18 protein-coding genes and 2 pseudogenes are annotated in these 17,610 nt (G+C 34.8%); 7 read left to right on the top strand and 13 right to left on the bottom strand.

The features are described from left to right. Positions 1-4 precede the first annotated feature (4 nt). The 8 genes from THEBR_RS10215 to trmL all read right to left on the bottom strand — a co-directional run bounded on the left by THEBR_RS10215 (position 5) and on the right by trmL (position 7,724). Positions 5-190, bottom strand: coding sequence for a hypothetical protein (locus THEBR_RS10215; protein WP_003867092.1), 186 nt, complete (start codon positions 188-190; stop codon positions 5-7). A 6-nt stretch (positions 191-196) separates the two neighbouring features. Continuing rightward, the gene (locus THEBR_RS10220) at positions 197-925 is read right to left on the bottom strand and encodes a fumarylacetoacetate hydrolase family protein (protein WP_003867093.1); all 729 of its coding nucleotides are present in this window, start codon (positions 923-925) and stop codon (positions 197-199) included. A gap of 219 nt (positions 926-1,144) precedes the next feature. Further along, the gene (locus tag THEBR_RS10225) at positions 1,145-2,320 is read right to left on the bottom strand and encodes an ABC transporter permease (RefSeq protein ID WP_003867094.1); all 1,176 of its coding nucleotides are present in this window, start codon (positions 2,318-2,320) and stop codon (positions 1,145-1,147) included. Then, a complete protein-coding gene (locus tag THEBR_RS10230; RefSeq protein ID WP_003867095.1) occupies positions 2,317-3,009 on the bottom strand; it encodes an ABC transporter ATP-binding protein in 693 nt (230 codons plus the stop codon). Before THEBR_RS10230 ends, THEBR_RS10225 begins: the two co-directional genes overlap by 4 nt. 3 nt (positions 3,010-3,012) lie before the next feature. Next, entirely contained in the window at positions 3,013-4,602 is a 1,590-nt protein-coding gene (locus tag THEBR_RS10235; protein WP_012269715.1) for an RND family efflux transporter, read from the bottom strand. 91 nt (positions 4,603-4,693) lie between these two features. Continuing rightward, on the bottom strand, positions 4,694-6,064 hold the full coding sequence (locus THEBR_RS10240) for an MATE family efflux transporter (RefSeq protein WP_012269716.1): 1,371 nt from the start codon (positions 6,062-6,064) through the stop codon (positions 4,694-4,696). 1 nt (position 6,065) lies between these two features. Beyond that, positions 6,066-7,235, bottom strand: a complete 1,170-nt coding sequence (locus tag THEBR_RS10245) for a DNA polymerase IV (RefSeq protein WP_003867099.1) — start codon at positions 7,233-7,235, stop codon at positions 6,066-6,068. 18 nt (positions 7,236-7,253) lie between these two features. Next, a complete protein-coding gene (gene trmL, locus THEBR_RS10250; protein WP_003867100.1) occupies positions 7,254-7,724 on the bottom strand; it encodes a tRNA (uridine(34)/cytosine(34)/5-carboxymethylaminomethyluridine(34)-2'-O)-methyltransferase TrmL in 471 nt (156 codons plus the stop codon). 381 nt (positions 7,725-8,105) lie between these two features. On the opposite strand from trmL, the gene nikR reads away from it, so the two are divergent. From nikR to THEBR_RS10275, 5 genes are read left to right on the top strand one after another with little or no spacing between them, the layout of a single operon-like run. Beyond that, complete coding sequence (gene nikR / locus THEBR_RS10255; protein WP_009051921.1) at positions 8,106-8,537, top strand: nickel-responsive transcriptional regulator NikR; 432 nt, start codon at positions 8,106-8,108, stop codon at positions 8,535-8,537. 13 nt (positions 8,538-8,550) lie between these two features. Next, on the top strand, positions 8,551-9,243 hold the full coding sequence (gene cbiM, locus THEBR_RS10260; protein ID WP_012269717.1) for a cobalt transporter CbiM: 693 nt from the start codon (positions 8,551-8,553) through the stop codon (positions 9,241-9,243). Next, complete coding sequence (locus THEBR_RS10265; RefSeq protein WP_003867103.1) at positions 9,240-9,557, top strand: PDGLE domain-containing protein; 318 nt, start codon at positions 9,240-9,242, stop codon at positions 9,555-9,557. The genes cbiM and THEBR_RS10265 overlap by 4 nt, the downstream gene beginning before the upstream one ends. Beyond that, positions 9,550-10,365 (top strand): cobalt ECF transporter T component CbiQ, encoded by an 816-nt coding sequence (gene cbiQ, locus THEBR_RS10270; RefSeq protein ID WP_012269718.1) that lies wholly within the window; start codon positions 9,550-9,552, stop codon positions 10,363-10,365. Before THEBR_RS10265 ends, cbiQ begins: the two co-directional genes overlap by 8 nt. Before the next feature lie 11 nt (positions 10,366-10,376). Next, positions 10,377-11,105, top strand: coding sequence for an energy-coupling factor ABC transporter ATP-binding protein (locus tag THEBR_RS10275; protein ID WP_012269719.1), 729 nt, complete (start codon positions 10,377-10,379; stop codon positions 11,103-11,105). Positions 11,106-11,199: 94 nt separating this feature from the next. On the opposite strand, the gene feoB is transcribed toward THEBR_RS10275, so the two are convergent. Together feoB and THEBR_RS10285 are read right to left on the bottom strand one after the other, a co-directional pair. Further along, entirely contained in the window at positions 11,200-13,170 is a 1,971-nt protein-coding gene (gene feoB, locus THEBR_RS10280) for a ferrous iron transport protein B (protein WP_012269720.1), read from the bottom strand. Continuing rightward, the gene (locus THEBR_RS10285) at positions 13,167-13,430 is read right to left on the bottom strand and encodes a FeoA family protein (RefSeq protein ID WP_012269721.1); all 264 of its coding nucleotides are present in this window, start codon (positions 13,428-13,430) and stop codon (positions 13,167-13,169) included. Before THEBR_RS10285 ends, feoB begins: the two co-directional genes overlap by 4 nt. A 209-nt stretch (positions 13,431-13,639) precedes the next feature. Between THEBR_RS10285 and THEBR_RS10290 the strand changes: the two genes are divergently transcribed. Further along, entirely contained in the window at positions 13,640-14,128 is a 489-nt protein-coding gene (locus THEBR_RS10290; protein ID WP_003867108.1) for an Lrp/AsnC family transcriptional regulator, read from the top strand. Further along, positions 14,125-15,291 carry an aminotransferase class I/II-fold pyridoxal phosphate-dependent enzyme gene (locus THEBR_RS10295; protein WP_012269722.1) on the top strand — a complete coding sequence of 389 codons (1,167 nt, stop codon included), beginning with the start codon at positions 14,125-14,127 and terminating at the stop codon, positions 15,289-15,291. Before THEBR_RS10290 ends, THEBR_RS10295 begins: the two co-directional genes overlap by 4 nt. A 417-nt stretch (positions 15,292-15,708) precedes the next feature. On the opposite strand, the gene nagA is transcribed toward THEBR_RS10295, so the two are convergent. From nagA to THEBR_RS12710, 3 genes and pseudogenes are all read right to left on the bottom strand, one after another. Beyond that, complete coding sequence (nagA, locus tag THEBR_RS10300; RefSeq protein ID WP_012269723.1) at positions 15,709-16,857, bottom strand: N-acetylglucosamine-6-phosphate deacetylase; 1,149 nt, start codon at positions 16,855-16,857, stop codon at positions 15,709-15,711. Positions 16,858-16,895: 38 nt separating this feature from the next. After that, positions 16,896-17,060: pseudogene (locus THEBR_RS12705) on the bottom strand (GNAT family N-acetyltransferase); the annotation flags it as partial. 49 nt (positions 17,061-17,109) lie between these two features. Beyond that, positions 17,110-17,470: pseudogene (locus tag THEBR_RS12710) on the bottom strand (glycoside hydrolase family 3 N-terminal domain-containing protein); the annotation flags it as partial. Positions 17,471-17,610 lie beyond the last annotated feature (140 nt).

The following is a 17,610-nucleotide window of genomic DNA, read 5'->3' on the forward strand; positions in this document are numbered from 1 at the left end:
CTTTCTATTTTCCTTCAACCCAAATATTCGTTCCTTCCCCTGACACTGTTATTTTTAACGCATAATCAGTATTCCCATATTTAAATTTTAAGTCTGTTTCATTTTTATCTTTTTCACTTGCTTCAATATTTTCATTGCAGTACTTAACAACACAAAACTGGCAGCAGCTAAAATAAGCCCTGCATGACATTTGATTTTATTTTACTCTGTTTGTCAGTTTACCTATTCCCTCTATTTCAATAGTTACAACATCACCAGGTTTTAATGGACCAACACCAGAAGGTGTCCCCGTCAATATGACATCGCCAGGGTTTAAAGTCATTATGTGGGATATAAAACTTACAAGTTTTGGAACGTTAAATATGAGGTGTCTGGTGTTACTTTTTTGCTTTACTTCACCATTTACATATGTAGTTATGTCCAAAGAAGATGGGTCTAAGTCTGTCTCAATCCAAGGGCCTATGGGCAAAAAAGTGTCAAAAGACTTCGCTCTTGTCCATTGGCCATCTTTTGCCTGCAAATCCCGCGCAGTTACATCGTTAGCTATCGTATAGCCAAGGACATAATCTAACGCATCTTTTTCAGACACATTTTTCGCTCTTTTGCCTATGACAACAGCCAATTCCCCCTCATAGTCAACCCTCTCTGACATCTTAGGAATAACTATAAAATCATCAGGGCCAATAACTGCTGTTGAAGGTTTTATGAATAATGTCGGTTCCTCCGGCTCTTTGTCCCCCATTTCCTCTATATGATCCCTATAATTTAACCCTACACATATAGCTTTTGTAGGCAGGCAAGGGGGCAAAAGCTTTACTTCCTCCAAGTTGTAAGAATTGAAACCTTCACTTCCAAATGCAATAACTTTATCCCCTTCAATTATTCCATATTCATTCAACGCTTTATCTATTCTCACAAGCCTCACAATAAAACCCCCTCAAATTTTTAGATTTAAAAATATTTTACCACATAACTTATGATTAAAAAATAGCCTGCATTTACAGGCTATTTATATATTTACATTTGACTTTTTATGTACTCTCCTAATTTTTATCTACTTTGCTTTGTGATTTATAAGCCAATCCACCAACGTTTTATTGACAAGCATTATAATTGATAAATTTATGCCCTCTTTCTTTGTATTTTATTCATATCTTAGAGCTTCAATTGGATTTAAATTGGCAGCTTTATTTGCAGGATATACGCCAAAGAACAATCCTACAATTACTGAGAAGGAAAAGGATATTAATACTGTAGAGAGAGAAGGCTTAGCATTTATATTCATAGCTGAGCCTAGTACCATCGACAATACGTATCCTACTATAATTCCCACTATTCCTCCTAATCCGCTTAAAGTTAATGATTCAATTATAAACTGAAGTAATATATCTTTCTTTTTGGCTCCTAATGCTTTTCTTATCCCTATCTCTCTCGTCCTTTCAGTAACAGATACAAGCATTATGTTCATTATGCCTATTCCACCGACTAAAAGGGATATTCCTGCAATTCCTCCAAGGAGCAAGCTCAATGTAGCAGTAACACTATTTACTGTAGATAAAATTTGTGATTGATCAATTATTCTAAAGGCATTTGCATCGCCTTTAAATATAGTTAGCAGTTTGCTGTTTATTTCGTTTTTAGCGAGTTCAACGGTATCTGGACTTGTTGCTTCTATATATATTTGTCTTATATCTCTATTTTTCGCAAAGTAGAACATTGTTTTAAGGGGTATAAATATTGAATCATCATCAGAACCTGCAATTGAAGAACCTTTTTGGGACAAAATACCTACTACCGTGAAGTTTTGGCCATTTAATTTTATAGTTTTGCCAATAGGGTCAGTAAAGCCAAAAAGCTCTCTCGCTACATTGCTGCCAAGAACTGCCACCTTGTTCCTTCCTTCATCATCCATCGGCAAAATGAATCTGCCAGCTGCTACTTGTAGATCGCGTATTGATTGATAATCTCCATTAACTCCATTTACTGTTGTGTTGTCCACTGAATTATTTCCGTACATAGCCGTTACACTGGTAGATATGACCGGAGATATAGCAGCTATAAAGCTTGAGTCTTTTAAAGCAATGGCTTGGTCATAAGTTAAAGAGCTTTCTCCCCCTCTCCCCATTACGTTTACCATTATGAGGTTTGAACCCATACTCTGTATCTGAGAAGTAACACTTCTTGTAGAGCCTTGGCCTATACTTACTAAGGCTATAACAGCTGTGACACCTATTATAATCCCCAACATGGTGAGAAAAGACCTCATTTTATTGCTTAAAATACTGCGTATAGCTATTTTCAAAGCTTCTACATATCTCACGGTGTTACCACCTCGTTTTCTAAAATGCGCCCATCTTTTATTCTTACTATTCTTTTGGCTTGTGCAGCTATATTAGGATCATGCGTTATGAGTACTACTGTATTTCCTCTCTCGTTTAACTCTTTTATTATTTTCATTATCTCACTACCACTTTTTGAGTCTAAGTTTCCCGTTGGTTCATCTGCCAATATGAGATGGGGATTATTTGCTAGTGCCCTTGCTATTGCTACTCTTTGTTGCTGACCACCTGATAATTCATTAGGCCTATGGTGCATCCTTTCCTTAAGTCCTACCATCTCTAAAAGCATCTCTGCTCTTTGCCGCCTTTCTTTTGTAGGCACACCTTTGTATATCATAGGCAATTCCACATTTTCTAAAGCCGTCATTTTTTGAAGCAAATTGAAATTTTGAAAAACAAACCCTATTTCACTACATCTTAAATCTGCTAATTGATTGTCAGAAAGTTTGCTTGTATCTATGCCATTTAAAAAATATTCTCCAGAAGTTTTTACATCTAAACAGCCTATTATGTTCATTAAAGTGGTTTTGCCTGAACCTGATTGACCAACAATTGATACAAATTCTCCTTTTTCAATGTCAAGGTTTATACCATCTAACGCTCTTACTTCATTTTCCCCCATTTTGTAAATCTTTGTTAAATTCCTTATTTTTATCAAAACACTATCCATCATTTACCTCCCTTTGGAAGAGTTATTTTGCCATGTCCTGTTAAAGCTTCCGCCTGGGTAACTACCACCTTGGCTTGTGCTGTTCCCGTTGAAATTGCCTCCTGGCCTAAAGCCACCCATTCCACCAAAACCACCTAGATTACTGTTATTTGCGTTTGTTGAAGAATTAAAGGTTGGAATTAATACTTTGTCTCCCTCCTGTAAACCGCTCACGATTTCTATAAAGTTGTCGTTGTAAATGCCTGTCTCTACAAATCGCATGTTGTTCCTGAAAGAGTTCCTGTTATTAGTGCTATTGTTAGTGCTATTGTTAGTGCTATTGTTAGTGCTATTGATATTTTGATTTTTTAAATCGTCTGTGTAGAGTATTACGTATTTTCTATCACCGTTTGTCTGAACAGCTTGTATAGGAAGTATTAAAGCATCTTGTTTTTCTGCAACAGTTATTGAAACATTCATTGACATTCCTAAAAGTAAGTCTTCACTTGGCTCTACTTCAATAGTTACATTATAAGAAGCTACTCCGTTTTGTATTGTTGGAAGTTGTGATACTTGTGAAACAGTACCGGTAAAAGTCTTACCCGGTAAATTATCTGTCGTAAGCTGTGCTTGCTGCCCTACTTTTATATTTTTTATGTCTGTCTCGTCAACAGAAAGATTGACAACATAATTAGAATTGCCCACTATTACCGCAGTTTCTGGTTGACTCTCATAAGTAGATAATTGTGTTATATCTAAAACGGGCACAAAACCTGCTTGCTGCGATTGGCTATTTGTATTGCTTATGTTAGTGCTCGCTACAGAAGTACCTAGTATATCTCCTTCGTTTATATTTTGGCTAAGGATCTTCCCATCTATAGGAGAGTAAATTTTTAAGTTATCAATTTGTTGCAAAATCTGATTGTACTGGTTTTGTGCTTGCTTCAGTTTTAATTCGGCATTTTTTATTTGTGCATCACTTATATTATTCGAGGATAGTTTTATTAAAAGTTGGCCTTTTTTTACATTTTGTCCCTGGGACACATATACTTTTTCTACTGTACCTGCAATTTGTGCTGTAACATTAACTGAATTTTGAGTAGTTTGCCCATTATTTTCTGCAGTTTCATTCTCTTTTGAATTATCCCCAATTATTGCAACAGGCATACCTGGAGTAACATCCTGTCCTTCTTTTACTAATACCTGTACAACTCCATCAGAAGGTGCAGTTATACTCAACTTAGCAAGGCTATTATTATAATTTTGCTTTTCTTGATTTAATTGCTGCTGTGCTAAATCAAGATTTAATTTGGCTTCTTCAAGCTGATTATTTAAATCGTCATCTTCAATTTCGTATAATAGGTCTCCTTTCTTTACAGTATCTCCTACCTTAAAATACACTTTCTTTACTGTTCCACTGCCTTTTAACGTAATTGCTCTTACATCGCCACTTAAGTTTCCTGTTCCAGTGACTTCCATAGAAATATTACCACGAGTAACTGTAACATATGAAAGCTGCTGGGGTTGTGATGATTTTGCCCTGTTTACAAAGTAAAAAGTGGCAATTCCAATGATTAATACTGCAACAATCGCATATAAATATTTCCTCTTCATAAATCCACCTCTTCTAAAAAATTGATGTTATAATTAAAATATCAAAAAATTGTTATGTAAAAATTAAGAATATGTGATAAATTTGTGTAGTCTAAACTTTTATATATTTCCATCTACCCGCTTTAAACCTATAGCTATACATTACTGACCTTACAACAAAGTCGATACATATACCAATCCATATTCCATATACTCCCATACCAAATACTTTTCCCAGAGTGTAACCAATTGTCACTCTAAAAAGCCATAAACCAATAAAAGCCGAGAGAACAATATAAGGAATATCGCCTGCAGCCCTTAATACTCCTGCCATGACATTTAATATAGCAAGCAAAGGTTCCACAACAGCAAAAATCCTAATAATATCCGATGCCATTTTTATAACAATAGGATCAGTAGTATAAAGCGCTGCAAGCTGCCTTGAGAATATAAACATAAAAACACCTATAACAGAAATTACAACAACAGCAATGTTTCTTGAAACCTTTGCGTATATTTCCGCTAACATAAAATGTTTTGCACCAAGACTCCGTCCCACTAAACTGGTTGCCGCTATTGAAAATCCAAATATAGGCATAAAAGCAAGACTATTAGCATTCATACCTATTTGATATACAGCAATTGCAATAGTCCCCATTGTGGAAACGATAACTTGCATTACAAGGAAACCACCTTGCATTATTACCTGCTCTAAAGAAGCTGGTATTCCTACTCGTATAATCCTCGTCATCATGTTAAAGTCAAATCGAATCTTTTCTTTTATATCAAGATTAATCCTTCTTTTAGCAAAATATAAAACATATAACTGCAAAAAACCTCCTATTATTCTTGAAATTGTAGCAGAAAGTGCAGAACCTTTTACTCCTAAAGGAGGTATTAAATATCTACTCTGATAAGTTACTCCAAATACAAGCGTGCTATTTAACAAAAGATTTATCACATTTACTGTAGCAGTTATGTACATTGGGGTTTTGGTATCCCCTGCACCTCTTAAAGCCCCACCTATGATGATATCAATTATCACAAAAGGTAGACCAAAAAGCACTATTCTATAGTACATTAAAGCCAATTTAAAAACATCAGGGGATACACTTCCAAAGAAGGTTTTAACAATAGGTACTGCAAAAATATAGCCCAAAGTAGTGAGTCCTATAAAAATGGCAATACTCATAATAAGGGACTGCATAACTGCAAGGCGAGCCCCTTCTTTGTCTTCTTCACCAATAAGCCTCGCTACAATTACTGTGGAACCAGTGGCAAGCCCTGAAAAGATTGCCTGAAAGAAAAAAATAAGGGAATTAATCATCCCAACAGCCGCAATTGCACTGGCACTTATTCGACCTACAAATATAGTTGACACCATTCCAACTGTCATTATAAGCATTTGTTCTGTTATAGAAGGCCAAGCCAATTCTATAATTTCTTTAGCAACATTGCGCTTATGCCTCTCTTTTGCTTCCAATTTAATCCCTCCGTTGCTTCGTTTCCTCTTTTAAAAGTTCACTTGCCTTTTTCACTACTTCCTGCCCCATCTTTTTATTTATTTCTCTAACTACATTTTCTGCTTTAATAAATTTAATAACCCTTTTATCCAAAAAGGACAATTGCTCATATTTTACTGCACTCAAGTTAGAAACAGATAGACCAATAAGCCTTATATATTGGTCTAATTTTAGACTTTCAATAATTTCGTAGGCTACATCGTATATGTCCTCACCTAATCGTATATATTTATTTAAAGTTTTGCTTTTGGTGTGAACTGTAAAATCTGATGTTTTTATCTTAACAGTAACTGTTCTGGCATAAAGCCTTTCTCTAAACAATTCTTCGGATATTATGTCGGAAAATAATTTCGCATAGCGAAGCAAAAGTTTTTTATCTTTTGTATCTTTTTCCAATGTTTTTTCCTTTCCTATAGACTTAATCTCCCTCATAGTTTCAACAGGCCTCTCATCAATGCCACGGATTCTTAAATATATCTCCACACCTACTTTACCAAAAATTTCAACAAGATTCTCCTGTGACAGTTTTAAAAGGTCACCTATTGTATTTATTCCCATAGATTTAAGTCTTTCTTCGGATTTTTGCCCTATACCATAAACTTTGGAAACGGGAAGTGGTTTTAAAATGTCGGGAATCATGTCTTCTGTTATGACCATAAATCCGTCTGGCTTATTCCAATCTGAGGCAAGTTTTGCAAGAAATTTATTATAGGAAACTCCTGCAGAAATAGTAAGTCCTGTCGTTTCCTTCACTTTCTTTTTTATTTCCAGGGCAATAATCTCTGGATTTTTGTCAATATCTGTAACATCAAGATAGGCTTCATCTATAGAAACAGGTTCCACTAAAGGAGTTATACTGTACAGGATATCAAAAATTTGAGCTGAAACCTCTTCATATCTTTTTCTCCTTACAGAAAGAAAAATACCGTGTGGACATAGCTTCCTTGCCATGTACATCGGCATTGCAGAATGTATTCCGTACTTTCTTGCCTCATAGGAGCAAGTTGAAACTACCCCTCTTCCCGACAGACCTCCTACAATAACAGGTTTCCCTTTGTATTCCGGATTATCATGTTGTTCTACAGATGCAAAAAAAGCATCCATATCAACATGAATAATCTTTCGTTTCATAATCATCCCTCAATTTTTTTATTTCATATTAGGAAAACCCAGTTGTCTCAAGGCCTCATACAGTACTATAGCTACAGAGTTGGACAAATTTAAAGACCTTGTAGATATCACTTCATGCATTGGTATCCGTATACAATCCTCGTAGTATTTTTCAATCAACCACTTAGGAAGTCCTGCAGTTTCTTTCCCAAAAAGTATATAAGAATTGTCTTCATATTTCACATCATGATAATATTTTCTAGCCTTTGTGGTAGCAAGATAAAACTTTTTCCCTTTGTTTTGTTCAAGAAATTGTTCGAGATTATCGTAAACAGTAAGGTCTAAAAGAGGCCAGTAATCTAAGCCAGCTCTTTTTACGTATTTTTCGTCTATACTGAAACCTAAAGGTTTTACAAGATGAAGCCTGCTGCCCGTAAGTACACAAGTCCTTGCAATATTCCCCGTGTTCTGTGGTATCTCAGGTTCAACAAGTACTACATTAAGTGGCATACTCTACCTCCTGTATTGTAACTAACTTTATTTTATTATATCACAAGAGCTTTATAATTAAAAAAGAGTGAAAAATTTTTACACTCATCTCACTTATTAAATATTTTTACTAAAAATTTAATCATCACAAATAATATAACTACCACCAAAAATCTATCTCTCCAATAGCAACTTTAAACACAGTTCGTATTTTTTATTGCAAGATATACGATAGTGCCTCCAATGATAAAATTAAGCCTTCTGCTTTTATGCTCTTGTCTGCAGGCTCCCGTAGTTACTCCCGCAATGCATTCTACGCATAAAAGCGAAGACTTTAGTTAATTTTTAAATTGACTCTCCCATAAAATAGTGTTATTATTTTTAAGAAGATAACACTATTTTATGGGAGTGATAAGTCTGGAAGAAATAACACGTTTTGGAGTTTCAATGGAATCAAAACTTCTTTATCAATTTGACGAGCTTATAAAGAAAAAAAATTACAACAACAGGTCTGAAGCTATACGAGATTTGATAAGAGATTTTATCGTGGAAAATCAGTGGGAAGCAGAGGATGTAGAAACTATTGGAACAATTACTTATGTTTTTAATCATGAAGTGAGGGAAATAAGTGACAAACTGACAGATATGCAACACAAGCACTATCAAAACATAATCTCAACAATGCACGTACACTTGGATAAGCACAACTGCCTCGAAGTAATGGTAGTAAAAGGCACTTCAAAAGAAATTACAAAAATTGCAGATGAAATTATAAGCACAAAAGGAGTAAAGCATGGAAAACTGGTAATGACAACAACAGGTGAAAATTTGTAAGGGGGAATTTTTTATGCACATACCTGAAGGCTATATAAGTCCTCAAACCTGCGCTGTTATGGGTGCTGCTATGGTACCAGTCATTTCAGTTGCAGCAAAAAAAGTCAATGAAAGTTTTGACAAAAAAGACATACCTACTTTGGCTATAGGGTCTGCTTTTGCATTTACAATAATGATGTTTAACGTACCAATACCAGGTGGTACAACTTCCCATGCCATTGGTGCAACTCTCCTTGCAATAACTTTAGGGCCGTGGGCAGCAAGTATATCTCTTACTATAGCTTTATTTATACAAGCATTGCTTTTTGGTGACGGAGGAATTTTAGCTTTGGGTGCAAATAGTTTTAATATAGCTTTTATAGCTCCTTTTGTTGGATACGGAATTTATAAACTTATGTTGTCACTTAAGTTAAATAAAGTCATATCATCTGCTATAGGGGGATATGTAGGAATAAATACTGCAGCTCTTGCTACAGCAATAGAACTTGGACTTCAGCCATTGCTTTTTCATACAGCAAATGGAACACCTCTATATTTTCCCTATGGATTAAACGTAGCAATACCTGCAATGATGTTTGCTCATCTTACTGTAGCTGGTATTGTAGAAGCCATCATAACAGGCCTTGTAGTATATTATTTACAAAAAGCGGATGAGGAAAATATACTGTATAAATTTTCATACAAGCTTAGAGGTGATAATAGATGAAAAAATTCTACATTGCAGCTATAGTTATAATACTTCTCACTCCTCTCGGGCTTTTAGCTCCTGGTTCGGCATGGGGAGAATGGGGCTTAGATGAAATTAAGAACATGATAGGATATGTACCTGAGGGAATGAGTAGATTCTCAGAAGTTATAAAAGCAATATTACCCGATTACAGTATACCAGGATTTGATGTTAATTTCTTCCAACAAGCTTTAGGTTATATTTTTTCGGCAGTTATAGGAATTGCAGCTATTGTATTGATATTTGCAATATTAGGGAGGATTATGGGAAAACCCCAGAAGAAAAATGGATAACTTTTTAGAAAAGACAATCTTAAGTATACAAAATGCATTTGAAGATATGTTTTATTCTGACACAATTTTTGCTAAGAAAGGTATTATGCAGTCTCTTGATACGAGAATAAAACTCGTCTCCGTTTTTATATTAATCATTATAGTCAATTTTGGAAAGACAATATCTTTTATGACCATATTTCTTATTTATACACTTTTGTTGGCTTATTTTTCTAAAATACCTTTAAAAGCATATGTTATGAGGGTATCAGCAGTCTCAATATTTTTTACAGGTATTGTCCTGATACCTTCACTTTTTAATGTAGTAAAAGAAGGACATCCTTTAGTATATTTCACAAAAAATTTTTACATAACAAAAGAAGGTTTGTATAGTGCCATTATTTTTATGATGAGGTCATTTATATCTTTATCTTTTGTATATATACTAGCACTGTCAACAAAATGGGTAGAAATATTAAAAGGATTGAGGTCTTTTAAGCTTCCCCGCATTTTTACTGCTACACTTGAAATGGCCTTACGTTACATCTTTTTGCTTTTAGAAATTGCTACAAACATGTTTCTCGCAAGAAAAAGCAGAAATGTCAGGAAAAGTGATAGTAGTGAAGGAAGAAAATTTGTCGCTTCTGCTATGGCAAATGTTTTGATAAGGTCTCAACAACTGAGCGATGAAGTTTATAACGCTATGATTTCACGAGGTTATAATGGAGATTACAAAGCACTAACTACTTTTAAAATGGCTTTTTATGATTATATATGGATAGGTTTTAATATAACTTTTTTATTCATCTTGTGGTATATCCACCCATAAGGAGGTTTAAATTGAGCACAGTATTTGAATTAAAAAATGTCTATTACTCTTATAATAAATCAGTTCCTGCTTTAGTTGACATAACTTTTGAAGTAAAAAAAGGAGAAAAATTAATTCTTCTCGGTGCAAATGGCAGTGGAAAATCCACTCTTTTAAAATTGATGGACAATTTAATTTCTCCTGACAGCGGTGAAATATGGGCATTTGGCAAATTGCTTGGCGATAAAAAAACTTTTGATGAATATGAATTTAGAAAAAAAGTGGGTTTTGTGTTTCAAGATTCCGATGTGCAACTTTTCAGCACTACAGTCTTTGACGAAATATCATTTGCTCCTCTTCAAATGGGTTTAGAAAGAAATAAAGTTCAAAAAACCGTAGAAGAAACCCTTAACTCTTTTGGAATTGAAAAGTTAAAAGATAGGCCCCCTCACAGATTAAGCGGCGGAGAAAAGAAAAAAGTCGCATTAGCGTCAGTCATGGTGATAAATCCTGAAGTTTTGCTTCTTGACGAACCTACAAATGGCCTTGACCCACGGTCAAAAAAGTGGCTTTTAGTGAAACTACAAGAATTAAACAAAAAAGGTACTACAATAGTTATTGCAACTCACGACCTTGATATGGCAGCAACGCTTTCAGACAGGATAATAGTGCTAAACGAAGACCATAGAATAGAAACTATAGGTAAACCTGAGGAAATTCTTAATAATGAGGAGCTTTTGCTAAAAGCCAATCTGATTTGATAAAAAAATAGAGTAGGTCTAGTGTCCTACTCTATTTTCAATTTATTTTTTCTATAAATTCTATTGTTTTTCACCCATTAACATTATAGCACAATTATACAAAAGTAAGAATTCTATTTAATATTCCCCCTATTAGTATTGCAATAAAAATATTAACAAAAACTACCCACCATGTTTTTCTCCATCCAATTGTCCTTTTTAATGCCGCAATTGTAGCAATACAGGGAATATAAAGCATTGTAACAACACCAAAGACAATCATCTGCCGCGGCGTCAAAATCTGTGTTATATGACTTGTCCCAGACAGTGTTAAAAGCATTATAAGTGTCAGTTCTTTTCTCAAAATCCCAAAAATCAATACTATCCCTACTATTGATGGCAATCCCAACCATTTTACTACAATAGGGTCCGTTACATACGTCACGTATTTAAATATACCTGTGTATTTCAATATTTCAAGCACAAGACTTCCTACGACAATTATAGGAAGTGCCACATACAAAAAGTCTTTAATCCTAATCCATATTTGCTTTAATGTAGGTTTTAAGGCGGGCATTCTGTAACCAGGAAGCTCCATTATCAAATCATAGGGTTTTCCAGGCGCTATTTTATCTGCAAAATACGCCGCTATATAAATTACCAAAACGTCTAAGGCAAAAACAGCAAGTGCATATTGTGGCCCCATGAAGACCCCTATTGTGCCTAAAATTATCACGATCCTTGCAGAACAAGGCACAAGAGTGGACATAAAAGACGCAACAAATATTTCTCTATCAGTTTCTAAAATTTTTGTGCCTAATACTGCCGGGACATTGCACCCAAAGCCCATCAATATTGGAATGAGAGCTTTGCCGTGAAGTCCCACTTTGTGCATTATCTCATCCATTAAAAAGGCAATTCTTGCGAGGTAACCTGTGTTTTCAAGTATTGATAAAAATACATAAAATGGGAGTATATAAGGTAGTACGATGGTTATGGCAGAAATAAGTCCTTCAGCAAAACCATTCCATAAAATGTCTTTATACATATTTGGAATATGCAAATTATACACCAAAGGTCTTAATACATCAAAAAATCCCTCCAACACGCCAGAAAAATACTCTCCAAATTTAAATATGCCGTAAAATGATATGAAGACAATAGCAAACATTGATATATAGCCAAATATTTTATGAAGAGCAACATTGTCAATCAAATCAGTCCATGTAATTCTATTGTGAATTTCTGACACCGTTTGACTTGCTATAAAAGAGGCAATGTCATACCTGTCTGCTGTAACTAAAGTCACAAGAGGATTCTCTGTCTTCGCCTTTAAACCTTCTAATTCTTTTTGAATTTCTTCATAAGCTTTTTTCCCGTTAGGCTCTCCTTTTAACTTTTCTATTATATCTCTATCCTCTTCTATAAGTTTTAGAGAAATCCACAGAGGATGGAACAAATTTATAATATTTGCATTATATTTTAAAAGAATGTTATAAATTCTCATTACATATTCGCTTACTTCATTTCTGTATTTGAGAATTTTTTCTTGTTTTATGTCATACTCTTTTACAGCCGTTTCTTTATGTGAATCTACAACTTCTAAAGCTTTATCTATCAATTCTTCAAGGCCTTTCCCCTTTGTAGCGATAGTTTTTACAACAGGAATTCCTAAAAGTTCTTCAAGCCTTTTTACATTTATATCTATACCCTTTTTAAGGGCATAATCCACTTGGTTTAAAGCCATAACCATAGGCACATGAAGCTCTAAAAGCTGAACTGTAAAGAACAGATTTCTTTCAAGGTTAGAGGCATCCACCACATTTATTACAACATCTGGCTTTTCAAAAGCTATAAACTCACGAGAGACAATTTCCTCTTGAGAATAAGCAGAAAGTGAATAAATGCCGGGAAGGTCAACAATTTTTATAGTTCGTCCTTTAAATCTCAAAACCCCTTCTGCCCTTTCCACCGTTTTGCCCGGCCAATTACCAATTATCTGAGTTAAGCCTGTCAATTGATTAAATATGACGCTTTTTCCTACATTAGCATTTCCCGCTAAAGCTATAACTATTTCTTTTTTCACCGCATATCCCCCTTCCCATCAAGGGTTTTTACATATATCTTTGAAGCAAGACCATATCCAATCACAAGGTGAGAATTTCTAACTTCAAGCTCAACAGGCCCCCGCAAAGGGCCTTTTCTAACCAGCTTAACTTTTGTCCCTGGGACAAGTCCCATTTCATTCAATCTTTGCATAGCTGTCCTTCCAGCTTTTATTAGTATAATCTCTCCTTCATGATTTTCCCTTAATTGTATAAGATTTATAATAGTATTCTCTGCCATTTGTGATGCCTCCATAATTGAAAATAATTATCAATATCTATATAAAAATTGTAACATTCTTTATGCAAACATGTCAACCCAGAATTCACACATTCGTTAAATTTCAAACGTTTTTATTTAAATTTTTATACTTCAATTTATTAAATTATTGAATTACGCCTATCTTTGTATTATAATGTGCATAAAATATATTTTTAGGAGGTGCAAAAATGGATAAAAGCATGGAGATCCTTGACCTTCTGTGCGAAAACAGCCGTCTTACAGAAAAGCAAATGGCAGCAATCACAGGGCTTAGTGAAGAAGAAGTTAAAAACACAATAAAAAGTCTTGAGGACAAAAAAGTGTTGTTAAAATACACTGCTCTCGTGGATTGGGAAAAGGCTGGCCGGGAAGTCGTAACTGCCCTCATAGATGTAAAAGTAGCACCCCAGCAAGGACTTGGATTTAATGCAATAGCTGAAAGAATATGCCAGTACGAAGAAGTAAAATCAGTTTCCTTAATTTCCGGAACTTACGACCTTTCCGTTGAAGTAGAAGGTAAAACAATGAAAGAAATAGCCTTCTTTGTCGCTGAAAGACTTGCCCCCATTGATGGCGTATTAAGCACTACCACACATTTTATTTTAAAAAGATATAAAAAAGACGGAGTTTTTTATGAAGAAGGACAAGACGACAAAAGATTGGTGATAACACCATGAATACAGACAAATACATATCCAACGTAGTAAAAAGTATTCCACCGTCCGGAATCAGAAAATTTTTTGACCTTGTGACTAATTCAAAAGACATAATATCACTGGGAGTTGGCGAACCAGATTTTGTAACTCCGTGGGAAATAAGAAAAGAAGGCATTAACGCACTAGATAGAGGTAGCACAACATACACCTCAAACTTAGGCTTGCCCGAACTTAGAATGGCCATATCCTATTTCTTAAAAACTCATTATAATTTAACCTATGACCCTGAAAAAGAAATAATGGTAACTATTGGTGCTAGTGAAGCCATTGACCTTGCTCTGCGAGCTCTTTTAAATGACGGTGACGAAGTCTTAGTTCCTGAACCTAGCTATGTTTCATATGCCCCCTGTGTAACTTTGACAAGAGGCATCCCTGTATTTGTTCCTACTGATGAAAAAAACAATTTTATACTAACCCCTGATGACCTAAAATCAAAAATAACCTCGAAAACAAAAGCATTAATTCTTCCTTACCCCAATAACCCTACAGGTGCTATCATGAAAAAAGAAGAATTAGAAGAAATTGTAAACATAATAATCGAGCATGATTTAATAGTAATTTCTGATGAAATATATAGTGAATTGACTTATGAAGGAAGACACGTAAGCATAGCCTCACTTCCGGGCATGAAAGAAAGGACAATACTTATAAACGGTTTTTCTAAAGCTTTTGCCATGACAGGTTGGAGACTTGGATATATTGCAGCAGAACACGGATTCATTGAAGCGATGAATAAAATCCATCAGTACACAACTATATGCGCTCCAATAACAGCACAATATGCAGCTATAAAGGGTATATATCAATGTGAAGAAGACATAGTAAAAATGAGAGAAACATATGATAAGAGAAGGAAATTTATTGTAAACGGATTTCGCGAAATAGGTTTTGACTGCTTTGAGCCAAAAGGAGCTTTCTATATTTTCCCGTCAATAAAAAAGACGGGTATGACTTCACAGGAATTTTGTGAAAAACTCTTAAAAGAAGAAAAAGTAGCTGTAGTACCAGGAGACGCATTTGGCCCAAGCGGTGAAGGATTTATTCGTGTATCATACGCATATTCTCTAGATAAAATAGCAAGAGCGCTTGAAAGAATAGAAAATTTTGTAAAGAGAATATTGTAAAGGAATAACATCTGACATATCGCAAAATGTTTTTAATGTAAAAAGGAATCCTTATATCAAAAGGATTCCTCAGTTTGTTGACAAAGCAAAAATTTTTTAAAATAGGATATTTTGCATCGTCACTCCGATGTTCCAAAGCGACAAAACTAAGCTCGACCTTCGGGTTCCGGCAGGGTCCCGGGCACATTCGACCTCCTGTCTCAGGTGCCCGCCTCCGCCATCCTTGGCTTCGGCCCTGCCTCCGCCCTCGGTCTCGCTAAGTTTTGTTAACGCTTTGTCACAAGTCGTTCCTTATGCAAAATATCCTATTTCCGAAAGTTTGTATACAGTCTAAGGAATCCTTATATCAAAAGGATTCCTTAAACTTTGTATGGCAATTAAGCTTCTTGGCATTTATTTCTCAATATGTATACATTTTTATTCCATAAAAACCTTTCCCTCTATTATTGTCATATAAACAGTCAAATCATTGTTTAGCACAACTATATCTGCATCTTTCTCAACTTCTATGCTCCCTTTTCTATCATCTACTCCAATTGCTTTTGCAGGATTTAAAGAGGCCATCTTGCAGGCTTCAAAAAGTGGTACTCCAAGAGAAGTAATATTCTTTACAGCTTTATCTAACGTTAAAGTACTTCCTGCTAATGAACCACTTTCTAATCTTGCTTCTCCATTTTTTACAAATACCTTTTGCCCTCCAAGTTTATATTCTCCGTCTCCCAATCCGCAAGCAGACATTGCATCTGATATAAGTATCACTTTGTCTGTTCCTTTTATTTTAATCAAAAGCTTTACTGAAGCAGGGTGTGTGTGTATAAAATCTACAATTACTTCACTGTATATTCTGTCGTCTAAAAATACTTCCCCTAATGCACCAGGTTCCCTATGATGTAGCCCTTTCATGCCATTATAAGTGTGAACCGCAATTGTAGCACCATGCTCTACTCCATTTTTCATCTCCTCATAAGTGGCATTTGTATGTCCCAAGGATACTTTTACACCCTTTTTAGTGACATGTTCTACAAAGCTTCCATCCGGGTCTTTTTCAGGTGCTAATGCAATTACTTTTATGTTACCTCCCGCTATTTCCAAGAACTCGTCAAATAAGTTTTTATCAGGTGGTATTATATATTTTTCATCCTGTGCTCCTTTGTGTTCTTTGCTTATAAAAGGTCCCTCAACATATGCCCCTAAAATTTGTGCTCCAGCCGTCTTCTTTTTCATCGTCTCATTTATGTTTTTAAGAGCATTTAGGATATAGGGTATATCCATTGTCATAGTAGTAGGACAAAAAGAAGTCACTCCATGTTTTGCAAGATGAATTGAAATAGCATTTAATGCTTCATAAGTAGCATCCATTGTATCATGTCCAACACCGCCGTGAATATGTATGTCTATAAAGCCAGGCACTATTTTTTTGCCTTTTAAATCAATTACTTCTGCATCATTAGTACTTAAATTTTTACCTATACTTGAAATTTTCCCATTAGAAATTAATAAATCTCCATTATATATTATCTCATTCTGTGTATATATTTCACCATGTTTTAATAAAAGGTTTTTCATGCAAATCACTTCCTTCCAATAACAACTTGTCTTTTATTTCAATTCTTTTTATACACTGTGTATTTTTTCCAAATTTTGCACCCCAGTCTTGAATAAAAATCCACAAATTCAGTCCAATCTATCACCACATTTCTAATTCCTCTATTATACAAAAAGTACATGCCAGCCTGAACAATTGCCAACCCCAATCCAACACCTTTTTGAATTTTTAAACATTCCATATCTTCTTTTCATGTTTTCGATACTATAAAAAAGCTCTTTACCTGCTATCTCCCCTATTTTATATGCATTTTCAGGATTGTTTGTAGCTCCTATAGCCATATTACCTGGCAAGTAAGTGGCATCTTTATAAATTCTCGTAACCATTCCACCTTCTTGGTCAATAGCAATTAAAGCTGGAATACCGGTATGCTTTATCATATTCATTTGGATATTATTACATAAACTTTGGAAGTTGTACTTTATCTTTTACATTTCGAGAAAATAAAATCACATTACCGATTTTATACTCACTAATCAGCTCCTCAATATGGTCATCATAAATCGGCAATGGAAAGCCAATCATTAGTATCTGACCTATTTTTTCTTCCAGTGTCATGTCTTTAATCCCCATAATCTTCAATCCTTTCAGATGATATTTTTAAAAGGACTTTCATTTTCTTTACGCACCAATTCTATTTTATGTTTTCTATAATTAATTCTACATTTTTTTTATAAATCCTTTTTTATTTTTCTCACGATGTTGGTTAGTTG

Origin of the sequence: Thermoanaerobacter brockii subsp. finnii Ako-1, from assembly GCF_000175295.2 — a bacterium.
Classification (GTDB): domain Bacteria; phylum Bacillota; class Thermoanaerobacteria; order Thermoanaerobacterales; family Thermoanaerobacteraceae; genus Thermoanaerobacter; species Thermoanaerobacter pseudethanolicus.

Bases quoted from the DNA above. Each gene is read 5' to 3' on its own strand.
- THEBR_RS10215 (WP_003867092.1), bottom strand. From the start codon at position 190: ATGTCATGCAGGGCTTATTTTAGCTGCTGCCAGTTTTGTGTTGTTAAG.
- THEBR_RS10230 (WP_003867095.1), bottom strand. From the start codon at position 3,009: ATGGATAGTGTTTTGATAAAAATAAGGAATTTAACAAAGATTTACAAA.
- THEBR_RS10235 (WP_012269715.1), bottom strand. From the start codon at position 4,602: ATGAAGAGGAAATATTTATATGCGATTGTTGCAGTATTAATCATTGGA.
- THEBR_RS10245 (WP_003867099.1), bottom strand. From the start codon at position 7,235: ATGAAACGAAAGATTATTCATGTTGATATGGATGCTTTTTTTGCATCT.
- trmL (WP_003867100.1), bottom strand. From the start codon at position 7,724: ATGCCACTTAATGTAGTACTTGTTGAACCTGAGATACCACAGAACACG.
- nikR (WP_009051921.1), top strand. From the start codon at position 8,106: ATGGGAGTGATAAGTCTGGAAGAAATAACACGTTTTGGAGTTTCAATG.
- cbiM (WP_012269717.1), top strand. From the start codon at position 8,551: ATGCACATACCTGAAGGCTATATAAGTCCTCAAACCTGCGCTGTTATG.
- THEBR_RS10265 (WP_003867103.1), top strand. From the start codon at position 9,240: ATGAAAAAATTCTACATTGCAGCTATAGTTATAATACTTCTCACTCCT.
- cbiQ (WP_012269718.1), top strand. From the start codon at position 9,550: ATGGATAACTTTTTAGAAAAGACAATCTTAAGTATACAAAATGCATTT.
- THEBR_RS10285 (WP_012269721.1), bottom strand. From the start codon at position 13,430: ATGGCAGAGAATACTATTATAAATCTTATACAATTAAGGGAAAATCAT.
- THEBR_RS10290 (WP_003867108.1), top strand. From the start codon at position 13,640: ATGGATAAAAGCATGGAGATCCTTGACCTTCTGTGCGAAAACAGCCGT.
- THEBR_RS10295 (WP_012269722.1), top strand. From the start codon at position 14,125: ATGAATACAGACAAATACATATCCAACGTAGTAAAAAGTATTCCACCG.
- nagA (WP_012269723.1), bottom strand. From the start codon at position 16,857: ATGAAAAACCTTTTATTAAAACATGGTGAAATATATACACAGAATGAG.